Annotated in this window: 15 protein-coding genes and 3 pseudogenes; 8 read left to right on the plus strand and 10 right to left on the minus strand. The window is 54.4% G+C overall.

Annotated elements, in window-relative coordinates:
• Positions 1-4: 4 nt before the first annotated feature.
• Positions 5-130 (plus strand): hypothetical protein, encoded by a 126-nt coding sequence (locus AC0B60_RS19770; RefSeq protein ID WP_465087622.1) that lies wholly within the window; start codon positions 5-7, stop codon positions 128-130.
• A 91-nt stretch (positions 131-221) separates the two neighbouring features.
• On the opposite strand, the pseudogene AC0B60_RS19775 reads toward AC0B60_RS19770, so the two are convergent.
• The 5 genes and pseudogenes from AC0B60_RS19775 to AC0B60_RS19795 form a co-directional block, all read right to left on the minus strand.
• Positions 222-662, minus strand: a pseudogene (locus AC0B60_RS19775) (IS30 family transposase); the annotation flags it as partial.
• 230 nt (positions 663-892) lie between these two features.
• Positions 893-997, minus strand: a pseudogene (locus tag AC0B60_RS19780) (ATP-binding protein); the annotation flags it as partial.
• 55 nt (positions 998-1,052) lie between these two features.
• Complete coding sequence (locus AC0B60_RS19785) at positions 1,053-1,229, minus strand: ATP-binding protein (RefSeq protein WP_273801204.1); 177 nt, start codon at positions 1,227-1,229, stop codon at positions 1,053-1,055.
• Between the two features lie 209 nt (positions 1,230-1,438).
• A complete protein-coding gene (locus tag AC0B60_RS19790; protein ID WP_465087592.1) occupies positions 1,439-2,404 on the minus strand; it encodes an alpha/beta fold hydrolase in 966 nt (321 codons plus the stop codon).
• Between the two features lie 146 nt (positions 2,405-2,550).
• Positions 2,551-3,293: pseudogene (locus AC0B60_RS19795) on the minus strand (transposase); the annotation flags it as partial.
• A 185-nt stretch (positions 3,294-3,478) separates the two neighbouring features.
• Here AC0B60_RS19795 and AC0B60_RS19800 point away from each other — a divergent pair.
• On the plus strand, positions 3,479-4,516 hold the full coding sequence (locus tag AC0B60_RS19800; RefSeq protein ID WP_465087593.1) for an IS110 family RNA-guided transposase: 1,038 nt from the start codon (positions 3,479-3,481) through the stop codon (positions 4,514-4,516).
• A 409-nt stretch (positions 4,517-4,925) separates the two neighbouring features.
• Here the strand turns inward: AC0B60_RS19800 and AC0B60_RS19805 are convergent, their stop codons facing one another.
• On the minus strand, positions 4,926-5,129 hold the full coding sequence (locus AC0B60_RS19805) for a hypothetical protein (protein ID WP_465087594.1): 204 nt from the start codon (positions 5,127-5,129) through the stop codon (positions 4,926-4,928).
• Between the two features lie 128 nt (positions 5,130-5,257).
• Positions 5,258-5,419: a hypothetical protein gene (locus AC0B60_RS19810; RefSeq protein WP_465087595.1), complete on the minus strand. Its 162-nt coding sequence runs from the start codon at positions 5,417-5,419 to the stop codon at positions 5,258-5,260.
• Between the two features lie 233 nt (positions 5,420-5,652).
• Here AC0B60_RS19810 and AC0B60_RS19815 point away from each other — a divergent pair, with 233 nt between their 5' ends.
• On the plus strand, positions 5,653-7,524 hold the full coding sequence (locus tag AC0B60_RS19815) for a HAMP domain-containing methyl-accepting chemotaxis protein (RefSeq protein ID WP_465087596.1): 1,872 nt from the start codon (positions 5,653-5,655) through the stop codon (positions 7,522-7,524).
• Positions 7,525-7,916: 392 nt separating this feature from the next.
• On the opposite strand, the gene AC0B60_RS19820 is transcribed toward AC0B60_RS19815, so the two are convergent.
• The 3 genes from AC0B60_RS19820 to AC0B60_RS19830 form a co-directional block, all read right to left on the minus strand.
• Positions 7,917-8,111, minus strand: a complete 195-nt coding sequence (locus tag AC0B60_RS19820; protein WP_465087597.1) for a hypothetical protein — start codon at positions 8,109-8,111, stop codon at positions 7,917-7,919.
• The gene (locus AC0B60_RS19825; RefSeq protein WP_465087598.1) at positions 8,101-8,439 is read right to left on the minus strand and encodes a transposase; all 339 of its coding nucleotides are present in this window, start codon (positions 8,437-8,439) and stop codon (positions 8,101-8,103) included. Before AC0B60_RS19825 ends, AC0B60_RS19820 begins: the two co-directional genes overlap by 11 nt.
• A gap of 456 nt (positions 8,440-8,895) precedes the next feature.
• Positions 8,896-9,825, minus strand: coding sequence for a LysR family transcriptional regulator (locus AC0B60_RS19830; protein WP_465087599.1), 930 nt, complete (start codon positions 9,823-9,825; stop codon positions 8,896-8,898).
• Positions 9,826-10,005: 180 nt separating this feature from the next.
• Between AC0B60_RS19830 and AC0B60_RS19835 the strand changes: the two genes are divergently transcribed.
• The 5 genes from AC0B60_RS19835 to AC0B60_RS19855 all read left to right on the plus strand — a co-directional run bounded on the left by AC0B60_RS19835 (position 10,006) and on the right by AC0B60_RS19855 (position 15,152).
• Complete coding sequence (locus AC0B60_RS19835) at positions 10,006-11,280, plus strand: aromatic ring-hydroxylating oxygenase subunit alpha (protein ID WP_465087600.1); 1,275 nt, start codon at positions 10,006-10,008, stop codon at positions 11,278-11,280.
• A 44-nt stretch (positions 11,281-11,324) separates the two neighbouring features.
• A complete protein-coding gene (locus AC0B60_RS19840) occupies positions 11,325-11,840 on the plus strand; it encodes an aromatic-ring-hydroxylating dioxygenase subunit beta (RefSeq protein ID WP_465087601.1) in 516 nt (171 codons plus the stop codon).
• Between the two features lie 80 nt (positions 11,841-11,920).
• Positions 11,921-13,102: a thiolase family protein gene (locus AC0B60_RS19845; protein WP_465087602.1), complete on the plus strand. Its 1,182-nt coding sequence runs from the start codon at positions 11,921-11,923 to the stop codon at positions 13,100-13,102.
• A gap of 25 nt (positions 13,103-13,127) precedes the next feature.
• Positions 13,128-13,496, plus strand: coding sequence for a Zn-ribbon domain-containing OB-fold protein (locus tag AC0B60_RS19850; RefSeq protein WP_465087603.1), 369 nt, complete (start codon positions 13,128-13,130; stop codon positions 13,494-13,496).
• 72 nt (positions 13,497-13,568) lie between these two features.
• A complete protein-coding gene (locus AC0B60_RS19855) occupies positions 13,569-15,152 on the plus strand; it encodes a class I adenylate-forming enzyme family protein (RefSeq protein WP_465087604.1) in 1,584 nt (527 codons plus the stop codon).
• Positions 15,153-15,165: the final 13 nt, after the last annotated feature.

Raw genomic sequence — 15,165 nt, forward strand, 5'->3', positions numbered from 1 at the left:
CCTGATCGGCCTTGGGGCGCTCAACTGGGTTGCAACGTGGTTCGATCCGAAGGGTGCCTATACACTCGATGCCATTGGCGATTTTATCTGGCAAATTACAATCGATGGTGTGATCAGTCAGGATGCGTAAGCTTAGGCAATGGCTACACAAGCGCAAGTAGTTTGCTGCCTGCCTGGAGATAATCTCGTCGCGAATGTTCCGAAAACTGGCGCGGATGAGTTCAACCGGTCAACGTAAATATACTTTGCAGCTTCTCCACAGGTGTCAAATAGTCGAGTGTTTTCCTCGGTCGCTCATTTAACTTCCTGGCAAATCCATTTAACTGTTCCTGAGAATAACCCGATAAATCAGTCTTTTTCGGGAAATATTGGCGCAATAGTGGATTGGTGTTTTCGTTGCTACCGCCTGCCAAGAGCTCTGTGGGTCACAGAAATAAATCTGCATACTTGTCGCCAGTGTATATGACCTGTGATTACCCAGCTCACTTCCTCGATCCCAGTTCAGGCTTTTTCAGCTCTTCAGGGGGGAGCTGGCCAACCTCTCGACAAAGTGCCGAAACAAAGCTCGCCGTATCTTTGCCGCCAATATAAACCAGCATCGTAAAGCTAGACTACCGATCTACAAGCGTCGCAATATGTGAATTCTTGGATTCGAAGATTAGATGGTGAATCCCAGTTCATCGTGGTCAACCATCAGAGCAACAATCCTTATGATTAAGGTTGTCTGCGGCCCCTATTGGGCGGGGTAAACGACACCCCGGGGAAATGCCCCCTAAAACACCTCGCTGATGCTGCATTTTCCGGCCCATCAAGAACACACATTCTGGACGAAGGTGAACACCATTTTTCTTAACACATCATCCACCGGAGTTTGTACTCCGGCTGTTCACGTTCAGTCAATTTCCTTAAGTCGTTTTCTCATCGACTCTCCTTTCAGAGCCCAGCAGTGGGCGTTTTGCATGAGCCGATCCAGTATGGCTTCAGCCAGAGTGTTATTGTCGATGGCGGCGCTCCAGACAGTCGTTCTGAGCCAGTTGGGCCACCTGAGCTTTCTATAGGTTACGAGGGTGCTGGTAATCGATGTTCTGGATTGAGGCCCGGTGCTTGAAGCGGGCCTGGAGTACCAGACGATTCTGTTTCCGGTGCTCCCGGGTCTGGAACTCCCGGTCCAGTAACAGCTCCAGACGCTCGGCGAAAGGTAGTTCGTCGTAGGTGCACGGATTATGCATTTCTGCTCAAAAACCACCTGAACCCATCAGAAACGGTCCGCGGTCTGGTCGAACGAACTGATGCTCAGGTGGGTATATTGGGAGCGGAGTCACTGATTCAGGCTCTAAACCAAGTTACACTGAGATAGCTAACAACTTTGCAAACTCCGGAGTGTTGTTAAGCAAAACTGACTTATCATCATCCGGGGTAAGGTCAAGGTTAAGATAGCTCACGCGACCGGTTCGGTGGCGATTTTGAGGCTGTTGACATAGGTATCGATCACCGTCGCCAGTCCGACCGGGTTTTCGGTGTAAACCATGTGTTCACAATCCGGCACGGTGGCTAGTTCACCTTGCGGTAACGTCTCCACAAACTCCACCGCATCGTCGGCTGCCAGAAACCAGCTATTGCCGCCACGCACCACTAGACAGCGCCCTTGATAGGCAGCCATCTGTTCGAGGGTAGGCAGGCCGGGCATGGTCTTTTCATCCGGCCCGCCCATAGGATGACGTGGGTCGTATTTGAGCTGATATTTACCATCCGCACGCTGCATTAACTCATGCCGACCGTTACGACGCATGTGCTCTTCGCTGCGCTTTAATCGTGGTGCATTACGCTGCACATACTCTTCAATTTCATCGTAAAGACGGCTCGGTTCTGTGACATCTTTACGGGCTTTCCAGCCGTTGTAGGCGGTCTTTGGACCAACATCAACCAGAACCGCGCTGCCCAGTAGCTCGGGGGCTTTCAGCATTACCCGCATTAGTAACATGCCGCCGACCGAATGCCCCACTACGATGGGGTTGTCAAGCTCCATGGTGGTGATTAACTTCGCCAAGTCGTCCGCCATGGCGTTGTGGTTAGAGTCGCCATCTCGGGGCCATTCGCTATCACCGTGACCACGCATGTCCACTGCTACTAACCGGTATTTATGTGCTAGCAGCGTACAAAACGGCCCCCAAGTGCGGCAGGTGACCGCACCACCGTGCAGTAAAACCAGCGTGGGTTTGTTCGGTTCACCCCAGTCGAGCACGTGCAGTCGCAACCCGTTTATGAGTAGGTTGCGCGACTGGCACCTGATGGCTGGCTTAACCTCTCCACCCTGGTCGCGGGCGGTACAAATAGCTTCTTCAACGAAATGGTCATGGGTAATGTCTAGGGGTTCAAGCCCCTGAGCAAATTGTGCAATATACAAGCGTGGATCCCCTCTATACTTTTGTAAACTTTATGAAAACTTTGATTCTATCGGCTGTGCCGATTTTCTTATCAACAGTCAGCGCAGGAAATCCCTGCATTCCCGCCTGCGGCATGCGGTTAACTGAGCATGTTCTCGAATTATTGTCAACTCATGGTACATGACCACCAGTCAGTGTTCCTATCAGATTCATCATCCACTTGGATGCCATCCCGAAACTGAACGTTGTCCACGACCGGCTTTAGTTGGTCGAACCCCTTGATCCGCGTTCAGCCTTTTTGAGCGGATTGGAGTTATTTGAACGACATCGATGACGTGGTGTCCCGGGAGCCACAAGACTGGCTCCGATTGGTTCACAATCATACTGTGACGATAGTGGATTAAACCAGTTTGGTGGTCCTTAAGTGAATCCAGTGAATCGCCAGGAAAACATAGAAAGCCAGCCACTCGTTGCAATCTTTCTCCAGGTTCTCCTTGGCCTTCAGGTACTTATCCAGGAACCGCTCCAAGGTGCTATCGAACGCTTTGTGGGTGACGTCAGGGGCCTCGGCCAGATAAATCTCATGCAATGCCGACTTCACCTTCGGCTGCACCAACTTGGGCAGCTTGTCCGGCACGTTAGCCGTCTTGTGGACCCAGCACTATTGGGGGCGTGCTCCAGGTATCTTTCTCCTTGCAAACCGGTGAGCAGCTCTCGCCAACTGGTGTCGGATACCCGGTGGCCATCTTCAACGGCCACCAGTTCCGTGTGACCAGGTTCGGTAACACCAATGATTACCAGCAGGCAGAGTCGGTCACCCAGGCGGATATTGCTGTACACGCAATCCGCCCAACAGTAGACATAGCGCTTCTGGCTCAAGTCCCGCTGCTGCCAGCCCCTGTGCTCCTGAACTTGAACGTTCTCGCCACCGGTCTTGAAGAATATTGCATACAGCGCTTCGCGGCTCGATCCTTGGACTCCTGCTCGCGTACCCGGTCAGGTCTTCCAGATAGATACTGATTGAGCCTTCTCCCCAGCCTCGCGGTTACCCGCTAAGCTGGAAGGCGACCAAGCACTACAAGGGAGAAGACTCAATGAACTTTTACCATAGCACCCACCGTCACTATTGTGGAATCGATCTGCACGCCCGCGGCCTGTATGTCTGCATCATCGACCAACAGGGCGAGGTACTTCTGCACAAGGAAATCAAAGCCCGGCCAGAACCGCTACTAGTCCTGCTTGAACCGTTTCGTGATGATCTGGTGGTCGGTGTCGAATGCATGCATTGCTGGTACTGGATCTCGGACCTGTGCGAAGAACACGGGATTCACTTTATTCTGGGGCATGCGCTGTACATGAAGGCCATTCACGGCGGTAAAACCAAGAACGACCGCATCGATTCCTTCAAGATCGCCATGCTCATGAAGGGCGGCAACTTCCCTCTGGCGTATACCTATCCCAAGGAGATGCGGGCAACCCGGGATTTACTTCGAAGGCGCACCCGCATCGTCCAGCACGGGGCCATGCTCAAGGCCCATGTGGTGAATACCACCAGCCAATACAACCTGCCGCCCAACAAGGCCAACCTGAAGAATATCGGCGCTCGGGAACAAGTCCGAGCAACGTTTTCCAACCGGGATGTCCAGCACAACATCGACCTGGCCATCATCGAGTGCTATCACCGTGAACTCAGCAAGCTGGAGGAACACCTGGAACGGCAGGCCAAACAACACGATCCCGCCTCTCTGAGTGTATTGAGGACCATTCCTGGTGTCTGCCGTATCCTCGCCCTGACGATGCTCTACGAAATCGGCGATATCCAGAGATTTGAGACCGTGCAGAAGTCTGCTTCCTACGCCCGGCTCATCAAGTGCAAAGCCGAATCCGCCGGCAAAGTCTACGGCACCCAGGGCAACAAGATCGGCAACGCCCATCTGAAGTGGGCGTTCTCGGAAGCTGCCGTGCTGCACCTGCGGGGCAATGACAAAGCCCAGCGCTACCTACAGAAACTCCAGAAGCGCATGAACAAACCCAAGGCGCTGTCCGCGCTGGCCCACAAGCTGGTCCGGGCTACCTACTCCATGCTCAAACATCAGAGGGCGTTCGATGAACAACGATTCCTGAAGGGTTAGTCACGCCCCGGGGTGAGCACGACGTCTAACTGGATCAAACAGGATGATGGCTGAAAGCCGGGTGTCCGCTGATTAGTACTCGATACAACGTCTGATGCTCCTGACCAACCGAAGGAGCGACTGGTCAGCTGGGTCTAAATCCACCTAAGAGAGAGTCCCTATATGTGTTTGCTGTGAGTGTCTGACAGCCCCGCGAGACTGACGAAGCCGGCGTTCTCGCTCATGGGCTTAAGTTGGCCGCTGGGGCGGCCAAAAAATGACTATTGATTCCGAGAAGGCTTATATGGGTTAATGTCCATCGGTTTGAGGCCGACCTCGTCAAACGCTTTCCGGTAAAATATAACATTGGCACAGGTTAGGTTGGTGATTTCAATATCAGAGGTGCCGATTCAGCGGCGCCCGATGGCCGTTATCTGCCCGGCCCAACTTCTGGGTACGCCTCGAATTTGTCAGCGCTGCCGACGGCGTGATCCTGCTCGTCGACCAGTGCCACCTGCTGCGCCCGGTTAAACACTAGCGGCTCCAACTCGCCACTTTTGGTAGGTATCTTGAGACATTGTTCAGCGAACGCTGGCATGTCGCCGCAGGTAGGCCAGGCGTCGGAGGGGCTCATTCACGGTAACAATGTCGGCCGACACCTCAGCGTTGCATCGCATTACGGCGCTGTTAACCATTATCCTCGCTCTTCGAGGCAAGGGGTAATCTTCGCTCAACACTTTCTCCTGTTGTTCTGTTTCTAGTTTAGCGATCTAACTCCAGATTGTTGGTCTTGGCTTGTTCCTTGGCCCATATCTCAATCTCACTGTATGCCTTGATCCACGCGAGCGCGCTCTGGGAGCCGTCACAGTCCTCGAACAGTGCATAAACCCGCGACAGGCCTGCAATCGTCTTCGTGAATAACAATTACGAATCAGCAAGCCATCATTCCGTTTTACGTTCAAAAAACACCTGGTAATCTTCTGTAACTCTAAAGTTCTGGAATATCCCGCCGTAAACGGCCTTAATATAAAACAAATATAAGCTACCTATAGTTTTCAAGGCGTGTCAGAAATGCCTCCCGGCCCAGGCCCGGAACGATGAGCTGTCGAAGCTAGGTCGGCAAATCTTGCACCTTCTTACCAGGAACAAAGAAACAAATGGACGAAGAAACAATGCATTTTTCAGGTCTCTTCAGCAACATGACCATCCGGACCAGACTCACCGGAGGGTTTGCCATCCTGCTTGTGCTGACCATCCTGGTCGGCCTAGTTGGCGACCGCGCATTGGATAGTTACAGCCAACGGTCAAATATCGTTGCGATGCTCGGCCAGGTAAACACCAACCTTACCGAGGCCCGGGTTGAGGAGAAAACCTTCCTTCTGACCGGAGAAACAGAGGCCGTCAGCAAAACCCAGGCCCAGGGCGACCGAGTTCTCAAATTGACCAATGAGATCAAACCATTGCTTGCCGATTCCGAAGACATCAACACGCTGGGCCAGATTCAGTCTGATGTAAAAAATTACCAGCAACTGATGGGAGAGGTTGAAACCAACATCAGCGAACGGGAAGAAGCACTAGCGCGCCTTGAGACCAGCGCACGAATTTTCGGATCTTCACTCAAGGCTCATAGCTCTCTGGTTTTTGATTCGGCAACTTTCGAGGAAATGCGTCGGTCTGAACGAAAGTTGCTAATCGAAAATGACAATGCGAGTGTAAAGACGTTTCTTGATGACGCGAAAAGGATCCGACGTTCGCTCAAATCTGCTGCGATCACCGACGAGGAGAAGCAACAGATCAACTCTACACTCGATACCTATGTCAGCGAATTCCGCACGGTTGTCGACCTGACCAATGCAGAAAGCCAACTATCGGATGATATGGTCAGCACGGCCACGAGCGCCATTGAATCCGCAAACCGTCTCCGTGCAACTCAAACCGAAAAGATGAAGGCTGAGCATCAACAGGCATCCTGGCTGATTTTTGGCGCCACCGGCATCGCCCTGGTGCTCGGCATTTTGATGGCTTATCTCATCACCAGAGCGATCATTTCCCCCGTTAACCATGCGGTGAGCATCGCATCGGAGGTTGCCTCCGGCAACTTGACGGTGGACATCCAAGCGAGCGGAACCAATGAAATTGGCCGACTGATGGCAGCCCTGGCGACCATGGTCACCAGTCTCCGGGAACTGGTCAGAAGCATCGAATCCGGCGCCTCCAATATCGCCGCATCTGCGGAGGAGCTATCGACCGTTACCAGCCAGACCAGCGACGGAATCAATCGCCAGAAACAGGAAACCGATCAGGTTGCCACGGCCATGAATGAAATGACCGCAACCGTTGGCGGGATCGCACAGAGCGCAGAACACGCGTTTTCGGTGGCAATCGATGCAGCCAGCCAGGCAACCGATGGTGAGCGGGAGGTACTGGAGACAGTTCATCAGGTTAACAATCTGGCTCGGGAAGTCAGCCAGAGCATGGAAACGATCCAGGGGCTGCAGAAGGAAACCGCCAACATCGGGACGGTCCTTGATGTCATCAAATCTGTTGCCGAACAGACCAACCTGCTGGCTCTGAACGCCGCTATCGAGGCAGCACGCGCCGGCGAGCAGGGTCGCGGCTTTGCGGTCGTAGCCGACGAAGTGCGCTCACTCGCTCAACGGACCCAATCATCTGCCCAGGAGATCGAGACGCTGGTTACATCCCTTCAACGCAGCGCCGGCGACTCAGTCTCTGCCATGGAGTCCAGCACTACCATGGCATCAAACACACTGAAGCGCGCCGAAGCGACCGGGGCGACTATTGAACGCATTGCCCGAGCTGTTGAGGATATCAAACAATACAACAGTCAGATTGCCACGGCATCGGAGCAACAGACATCGGTGGCTGAGGAAATCAATCAGAACATTACCAGTATCCGGGATGTAACCGATCAATCGGCAGCCTCGTCGAACCAGACCGCGAGCTCCAGCAGTGAACTGGCGAGGCTCGGCAGCGACCTGCAGAACCTGGTTTCGCGATTCAGGCTGTAGGTTGCTGAAAACAAAAAGGTGGCAGGCAATACCAGCAAGGAGGAGTTGTCTGCCCCCGGTGGCTGGGAACACTGAGCTGGCCATACAGCAGAACCAAACAGGGGCGTTGATATGACTCCCCACGTCAAGAAGCATGCACCCGTCCAGGCCCTTTTTTTGGAGCTACGTTCCCGCAGTTAAAGGGCGGATCAGGACAGACGCTGAGGCCAGTAATCGTCGACGGTTCTCATGGTGATACCCGTGGGTTCTCACCACCTATTTTTCCGTCGTGAAGCCGGTCCTCCGTCTAGGAGCGAGCGTCTGGTTCGAGTTTCAGCCTGGCTTCCTAACGCGCCTCGAGGGTTGCTTCACACACCGAGGCCCGAGGCGCCTGTCCTGTCCCATAACCGTTGTCATAGCATTAACCTTGAATCGGGTTTGGCGATGACCACTTCCCGGGCAATGGCCCAGATGTGGCCGACCAATTCTCTGGCGATAGCGGCGACCACCAGTTTCCGTTGCTTGTCGCGCTGCATCAGGGGTCGATACCGCCGGCAGAGTCGCACCTGAGCGTTCCAGGCCTTTTCCACAATGGCTTCAATCAGCATCCGCCCATGCCCGTTTGTTTCCCGCACAGGTCAGTGGCCCTATACGTCGTTGAGGGCCACTGGAGTGTTCACTGGGTGCCAGACCAACATAAGCCATCAGTTTTCTGGGGTTATCAAAACGCTGAAGATCCCCCAGCTCCGCGACCACGCTGGTGGCCGCCAATAGCTGGACACCTCGAAGCGCCTGCACGGCTTTCACCAAGGGGTAAAAGCGCCAACGGCGGACTTGATAGGATAGCTCGTTGTCGAGCCGTTCCAGTCGCTTGTGGCGTTCCACAATGGTGTAAAGCATTTCCCGGAACATGGTGTTCTGTGCCGGAGTGGGCATGACCAGTTCCGATAGCCAGCGGATGTGTGCCGCCGACCAGTTGGCGGAGCCGGTGTACCGGAGATCGTGCCTTAACAGAAAGGCCTTGATCTGGCTCTTGTTCGGGAATCGGTGGCTTAGGCCACGGCAATGGAGTCTTTGTGCGTATCCAGGCCAATGAACAGTATGCTATTTTTTCATGGTGCTGCCCCCCCCCCATTTTACGCAGGTGAACACGTAAATTATGGCTCTGGCTGAGGCTAACCCAAGAGGTGGGGGTAGCGCCTTGGTGGGGAGTCATATTGTCTAACAAAGACAAAACGACATGAAAAAACAGGAAACAAAAGTGTAGTGGTTCAATGATTCCGAGCCAGACAATAATCCGGTCTGGCCGGAACGATGGTTAAAATTTTTTGTCACGCAGGCTTCTGTACTGGAAGCCTTTCAGTGAGGTTCGAATTGTGACTCAAAGCGAGCTTAGTCTTGCCGGATTTCGTTCGGTCTTCTTCCTTGAACGCTTCTCAGTGTAGTGAGAAACGAGTTGAGAAGCCTCGAATTATCATCCTTTCGGTAAATACAGGACAGGTCGAGAATAGCTTCCTCAGGAAGATCTGAAATCTCGCGATAGACAACTCCCGGAAGTGAAAGGGTCGAACCTGATTCGGATACCAAACACACTCCGAAGCCATTTGCGACAAGCGCAACTCCAGTCACTACATCGCCAACTTTTTGGGTAATTTGCGGCATAAACCCGGCGGCATGACAAAGGGACATCACCTTATCGACAAAGTTCGGGCGGCTACTGGAGGAGAAAAGCACCATTGGATATTCTGCCAACTCCCGAAATCTAATAACCGGTTGGGTTGCTAGAGGACTTGTGGCGTGAACAGCCAAGAGTATCCGCTCTTGGCTCACCAATTCTGTTGTTATATCGGACAGTGGCTTTAGCATCCGGTTAAATCCGAGAGTAATTCGGTGTTGCCTCAGGGCCTGGATCTGCTCCTCCTTTTCCATCGTGTGCAAAACTACTTGTACCTCGGGATAGTCTCGTTGGAATCGCAGAAGAATCCGGGGAATAACGTTTAGAACGCCGGAACCGAAAAGTGCTACGTCAAGCCGGCCCAGGCGCCCTTGGCTCGCCCGTTTGGTTTTTTCTGACGCCTGTTGTATCAGTAAACAGATATTGCGGGCCTCTTGGGCGAGCAGCTCACCAGCTTCGGTTAGCTCCATTCCCTTGGGAGTGCGATTAAACAACTGAACCTCTAGCTCTTCCTCCAGCTGACGGATTTGCCTGGTCAGTGGCGGCTGGGATATTTGTAACTGCGCCGCGGCGCGTCCCAAATTCCTCTCTTCAGCAACCGCTAAAAAATATCGCAGTTTTCGGAGATTCATACCTTCGTACTCCATCAATATACCTAAAGGGTATCATAATGTTATTAAAATAGTATTAGACAGTATGGTTTGCCGTTTCTAGACTTTAAGTTAATTCGAGGTCAAGGAATATCATAGTTGACTGAAGGTGAAGTTGCTGCTTAAGTTTGAACCAAGTGCTTGCTTGATAAACTGAGATTAAAGTTGGAGAAGGTTATGTCATCATCAATTCCCACGATCAATATTGACGAGGCGCCTGACTATCACGATCTGATCCGCAGAGATCGCATTCACGGCTCGCTCTACACAAGTTCGGCGGTTTATCGAGACGAACTGGAGCGAATTTTTTACGGCGGTTGGGTGTACGTTGGTCACGAGTCGGAGATCCCGGAAAAAGGCAATTTTGTCCGTCGTACGATCGGCGAAGAGCCGGTTCTTCTGGTGCGTGACAAAAAGGGAGAGCCGTTGGTGTTGAAGAACCGCTGTGCCCACCGTGGCAACCTGGTGTGCAGTGAGCAGCGAGGTAAGGCGAAAAACTTCATGTGTCCGTACCACGGTTGGGTCTACGGTCTGGACGGTAGTCTTTTAGATGTACCGTACCCGAAAGGTTTTACCCAGGAGCGAGAGGGCTTCGGCCTGCAGGTGCTGCCGTTGGTGGAGAGCTATCGAGGGTTTGTGTTCGCAAGCTTCAATGCGGAAGCCGGCAGTCTGTCAGATCACCTTGGTAACGCTACCGATGCCCTAGACCGCGCCGTCGAGATGTCCCCTTCCGGGGATCTGCGGCTGACCGCTGGCTGGGTAAAGCAAAAGTTTGCTGCGAACTGGAAGATGTTGCCAGAGAACGACACCGACGGGTATCACGTCAACTACGTGCACGCCTCCTTTGCCAAAGTGATTCCTTCGCAATATGACGAAGCCACAATGGTCTCCGAGGATGACCTCAAGTCCCAAACCATCGACTGGGGTAAGGGCCACACTGAGCTGAATTTTGCTCCAAGCTTCACCGATGAGTGTCAGTGGCTGGGTCTTCCGGATGCCTCCCGCTTCCCGGACTACGTGAAGCAGTTAGAAGAGGCTTACGGTTATGATCGCGCTCACGAGGTCTTGCGCGCGGGTCCGCCTCACACGATGATCTTCCCGAACCTGTTCTTGGGTGAAATGAATATCGCCATGATTCAGCCCGCCGGTCCCAACGAATGTGTTCAATGGCACACGCCTTTGTTGCTTGGGGATGTCTCCGACGCTCTTAATGAGCGCATTCTGCGTCAGTCGGAGGCGGCGATGGGGCCTTCAGCGTTCTTGTTGGCTGACGATGCGGTTATCGCTGAGCGTCAGCAGATGGCGCTGGCCGGAGGCCAGGCATGGCTGGATCTCAGCCGCGGCGAGGAGCGCGAAGAACTACGTGAGGACGGCTCGATCGTTGGACATGTCTCCGACGAAACGACCAATCGGGGCTTTTGGCGTCACTACCAGCACGTCATAAGCCGTTAAAGGCGACGAATTGCCACCGAACAAGCGTCCAAGAAGGAACCAACATGCAATTAGTATCAAATGATGAGCAGCGCCAGATTGAGGCCTTTCTCTATCTCGAGGCGCGCCTGGCGGATGAGTCACGCTACGAGGCGTGGGAAGCCTTGGTCGATGACGACATGTACTACTGGGTGCCGGCCGGCGACAGTGATCAGGAAGGTGGTCTGCGAGTTTCGGTTACGGCCGATAACCGTCAGCGGTTGGCCACCCGCATCGCTCAGCTCAAGACCGGAATGCGTCACTCCCAGCTGCCGGTCTCCCCTATGCGTCGGGTGCTCTCGAATATCGAGATTGAAGCGGTGAAGGAGCCTGTCAAGTCAGGCGCTCGTGAGTATCGGGTGGGTGCCAATTTTGTGCTCTATGAGCTCCGTGCGCAGTCTACGCACAAGATGGAAGTCTGGCCCGGAAGGGTGGAGTACCGTCTGCGGGTCGGCACCGACGGTGAGTTTAAGATGTTCTTCAAGAAGGTCATGTTGGTGCACGGATCTGAGCCGTTATCCACTTTGGGCTTTATTATCTAAACGTATTCGTAGCTGGGTCAACCCGGGTCCGTATCGGTCATGGTAGGTTGACCTTTTCGATGAGAGAAGCTGGGGGAGTAATGACGAAACGTGATAATGCCGAGTCGGCGATCGTCGGGCTGGGGTTCAGTGAGCTCTCCCGTAAGTCTATCGGGAGTGCTCGGAAACTGGCGGCCGACGCAGTTCGCGACGCCATGGTTGACGCTAATTTGCGTCCTTGCGATATCGACGGTTTGTTGATCAACCGAAGCCCGCTGGCCGATCCGGCGAGTATGCCCTTGGCTCTGCAAAACGATCTTCAGTTGGCAAACTTGCGCCTACTTTCTAGTATCGAAGGCCAGGGCTCCTCCGCGGTGCAAATGATTCAATATGCCACGGGTGCCATTCGGGCTGGAATGGCTCGCACGGTGGTATGCGTGTTTGCCGACACCCCGGTGCAGCCACAAGGGGGCGGTCAGGCATTTGCAGCGCCGTTGGCGATTAGCGGTATTCCTGATTGGGAGGCTCATTGTGGTTTATACGGCGCACCGGGTGCTTACGCTCTGGCTGCAGATGAGTACCTTTCCTATTATGGTCTGGATCGAGATTGCCTGGGCGCGGTCGCTGTGGCTGATCGGGCGTGGGCAGCGGGCAACCCTCAAGCATTTCTGCGTAAGCCTCTGGATCTTGCACAGTATCGGGCGTCGCCTTGGGTAGTGGAGCCGTTTCGGGTGCTGGATTGCGCTTATCCCGTCAATGGCGCGGTGGCTGTAGTTGTGACCTCGGCTCGGCGGGCCCCTAACCTCGCCGAGCGGCCGGCCTACGTTCATGGTATGGGGCAGGGGCACGCGGGCAGCGCGGCCCAGGCCGAGGCGCACGACGGCTTGCCCCTCTTGGGTGCCGGGCTTGCTGGACGTATTGCCTGTGATATGGCTGGTGTGGCGCCTAAAGACATTTCTGCTTGTCAGTTCTACGAAGCTTTCTCGATCACCACGCTACTTGCCTTGGAAGCTAATGGCTTTTGTGAGCCCGGTACTGCGGGGGCCTTCGTGAAGGCGGGCGAGACTTCGCCCGGCGGCCGGTTGCCTTGCAATACGGGAGGTGGGCATCTGTCAAGCTACTATCTTCAAGGTATGACGCCATTAGCCGAAGCGCTGATTCAGGTTCGACGTCAGGGCGGGGAGCGCCAGCTCGATAACGTGGCTTTACAACTAGTGACGGGCAATGGCGGTTGCCTCGAACATCATGCCGCATTACTGCTTGGGTCGGAGTCGCGCCTGTGAAATCTGTCAAGTCGGAGATAAAGGTATGAGTGTTGATAATTTGCCAGTCAAGGATCATCCCTTCTATCAAGGGTTGCATCGAGGGCATTTGTTGTATCTACGGTGCGATGTCTGCAATGAAGCCCTACCCTACGGTGCGGGTCTGTGCCCGCGCTGTCAGGAATCAACCATCCGGTGGGAGTCCAGTGCCGGTCGTGGGCAGGTGCGGGGACGGGTGACCTACCATCGCAGCCACCGCGAGGATCTGCCTGCGCCTTACGACGTGGTGGTTGTGCAACTGGACGAGGGGCCCAGGCTGCTCGGTCGTTTGTCGGCGGACGCGGAGTCGGTAAAGGCTGGGGCTCGGGTGCGGGCTCAGATTGACCGCGACGAGTTGGTGTTCGTTGCTGAATAACAAACAGTCGGCGGGCTACGCCGGCGGATGCGCTTCCCCCTAAGGGACGTTCTATTAAGGAGGAAAATAACAATGTTACCTCGCGATTTGCTTACACGCTGTGCGCAAAATTTTCCCAACAAAATCGCTTACTATTGCGGCGACCGTTCAGCCACCTGGTCGCAGATGGACCGGCGTGCCGATCAGCTTGCTGCGGGGTTGCAGCAACTGGGGATTAGCCAAGGTGAAACCGTCGCTATTCTGACTCATGAGACCATTGAGGTCTACGAACACTTCTTCGCTTGTATGAAGATTGGTGCGGTGCGAGTGGGCCTCAACTGGCGCTACGCTGCGGAGGAGATGCGCCACGTTCTCAAGGACAGCAATGCGAAGGCGGTGATCGTCCAGGCGCGTTGTCGGGAGGCGATCGAACCGCTGCTGCCAGAGCTTGTCAAGGCAGGGATCCTGGTGGTCGGCTATGGGGGCGATCACGGTCTGGAGCTGGATTACGAAGCTGTGCTTGAGAACGGTCGTGCTAATGCGCCACAGTGCCCGACTATCGCTCCGGATGACGCGCTGTTCATCAGCTACACTTCTGGCACCAGTGGCTTACCCAAGGGCGTAGTGCTGACCCATCATGGATTGCACGACACCGTAGTTTACTCCGTGCTATCCATGGGGTTCGCTCCAGATGATGTCTGGTATATGCCGGCAGCTTCGGCCTGGGTTGTGATCGCCATGAACGTCTGGGGCCTGGCGAACGGCATGACTCATGTGCTGCCTGACGGTGATTTCGAGGTCACCCAGTTCCTCCATGACATGAGCCGTTATCGCGTCACAGTGCCGCTAATGGTGCCCACCATGCTGCGGTGGTTAGCTCGGGAATATCGATCAGGAAAATATGACCTCTCGTCAGTGCGGATGATTGCGTTTGGTTCCTCTCCTTCCAGTCCGGCGCTGATCCGCGAGGTCAGCGAAACCTTCGGTTGTGATCTTGTGCAGACCTACGGGATGACCGAAGCGACTGGCGGCTGGATTACTTTTATGACCCCGAAGGACTACCGAGAGGCGTTAACGGTCGATTCCGATCGGCTGAAGTCCGTCGGTCGTTGTGGCGTACACTTTGAGGCCAGCATTCGCAGCGAAGATGGGGCGGAGTTGGCGCCTAATCAAACGGGTGAGCTGTGGGTGCGCGGCGTTCCAGTCATGAAGGAATACCTTAATCTTCCCGAGAAGACGGCGGAGGTGTTTCCGGGTGACGGTTGGATGCGGACGAACGACATCGCCCGAAAGGACGAAGATGGTTATATCTATCTCCTTGACCGGAAGAATTTCTTGATCATTACCGGTGCGGTGAATGTGTTTCCGTCCAACGTCGATGCCGTATTGGCCCTGCATGAGGATGTGGAGGAAGTTGCTGTGGTCGGCGTGCCCCATCCAGATTGGGGCGAGGCCGTGGTTGCCGTGGTCAAGGCTCGTGAGGACTCGGAGCTGACGCAAGCGAAGTTGTTGGAAGTGTGCGAGGGGCGGCTGAGCAAACCGGAAATTCCGAAGCTCGTATTGTTCGTTGATGAAGCGCTGCCCAAGACCCTCTCCGCGAAGCTGCGCAAAAAGGATATTCGTAGTTGGATTCTGGATAATCCGAGCCTCGTACCCTGGTCGATGGAAGAGGCCTGAGTTCTTATAAGGA

The sequence above is a fragment of the Marinobacter sp. V34 genome, assembly GCF_055524115.1.

Excerpts from the sequence above, each read along its gene's own strand:
- AC0B60_RS19855 (WP_465087604.1), top strand. The coding sequence starts at position 13,569 with ATGTTACCTCGCGATTTGCTTACACGCTGTGCGCAAAATTTTCCCAAC.
- AC0B60_RS19845 (WP_465087602.1), top strand. The coding sequence starts at position 11,921 with ATGACGAAACGTGATAATGCCGAGTCGGCGATCGTCGGGCTGGGGTTC.
- AC0B60_RS19840 (WP_465087601.1), top strand. The coding sequence starts at position 11,325 with ATGCAATTAGTATCAAATGATGAGCAGCGCCAGATTGAGGCCTTTCTC.
- AC0B60_RS19820 (WP_465087597.1), bottom strand. The coding sequence starts at position 8,111 with ATGCTGATTGAAGCCATTGTGGAAAAGGCCTGGAACGCTCAGGTGCGA.
- AC0B60_RS19805 (WP_465087594.1), bottom strand. The coding sequence starts at position 5,129 with ATGAGCCCCTCCGACGCCTGGCCTACCTGCGGCGACATGCCAGCGTTC.
- AC0B60_RS19800 (WP_465087593.1), top strand. The coding sequence starts at position 3,479 with ATGAACTTTTACCATAGCACCCACCGTCACTATTGTGGAATCGATCTG.
- AC0B60_RS19830 (WP_465087599.1), bottom strand. The coding sequence starts at position 9,825 with ATGGAGTACGAAGGTATGAATCTCCGAAAACTGCGATATTTTTTAGCG.
- AC0B60_RS19835 (WP_465087600.1), top strand. The coding sequence starts at position 10,006 with ATGTCATCATCAATTCCCACGATCAATATTGACGAGGCGCCTGACTAT.
- AC0B60_RS19825 (WP_465087598.1), bottom strand. The coding sequence starts at position 8,439 with ATGCCCACTCCGGCACAGAACACCATGTTCCGGGAAATGCTTTACACC.
- AC0B60_RS19785 (WP_273801204.1), bottom strand. The coding sequence starts at position 1,229 with ATGCATAATCCGTGCACCTACGACGAACTACCTTTCGCCGAGCGTCTG.
- AC0B60_RS19850 (WP_465087603.1), top strand. The coding sequence starts at position 13,128 with ATGAGTGTTGATAATTTGCCAGTCAAGGATCATCCCTTCTATCAAGGG.
- AC0B60_RS19815 (WP_465087596.1), top strand. The coding sequence starts at position 5,653 with ATGGACGAAGAAACAATGCATTTTTCAGGTCTCTTCAGCAACATGACC.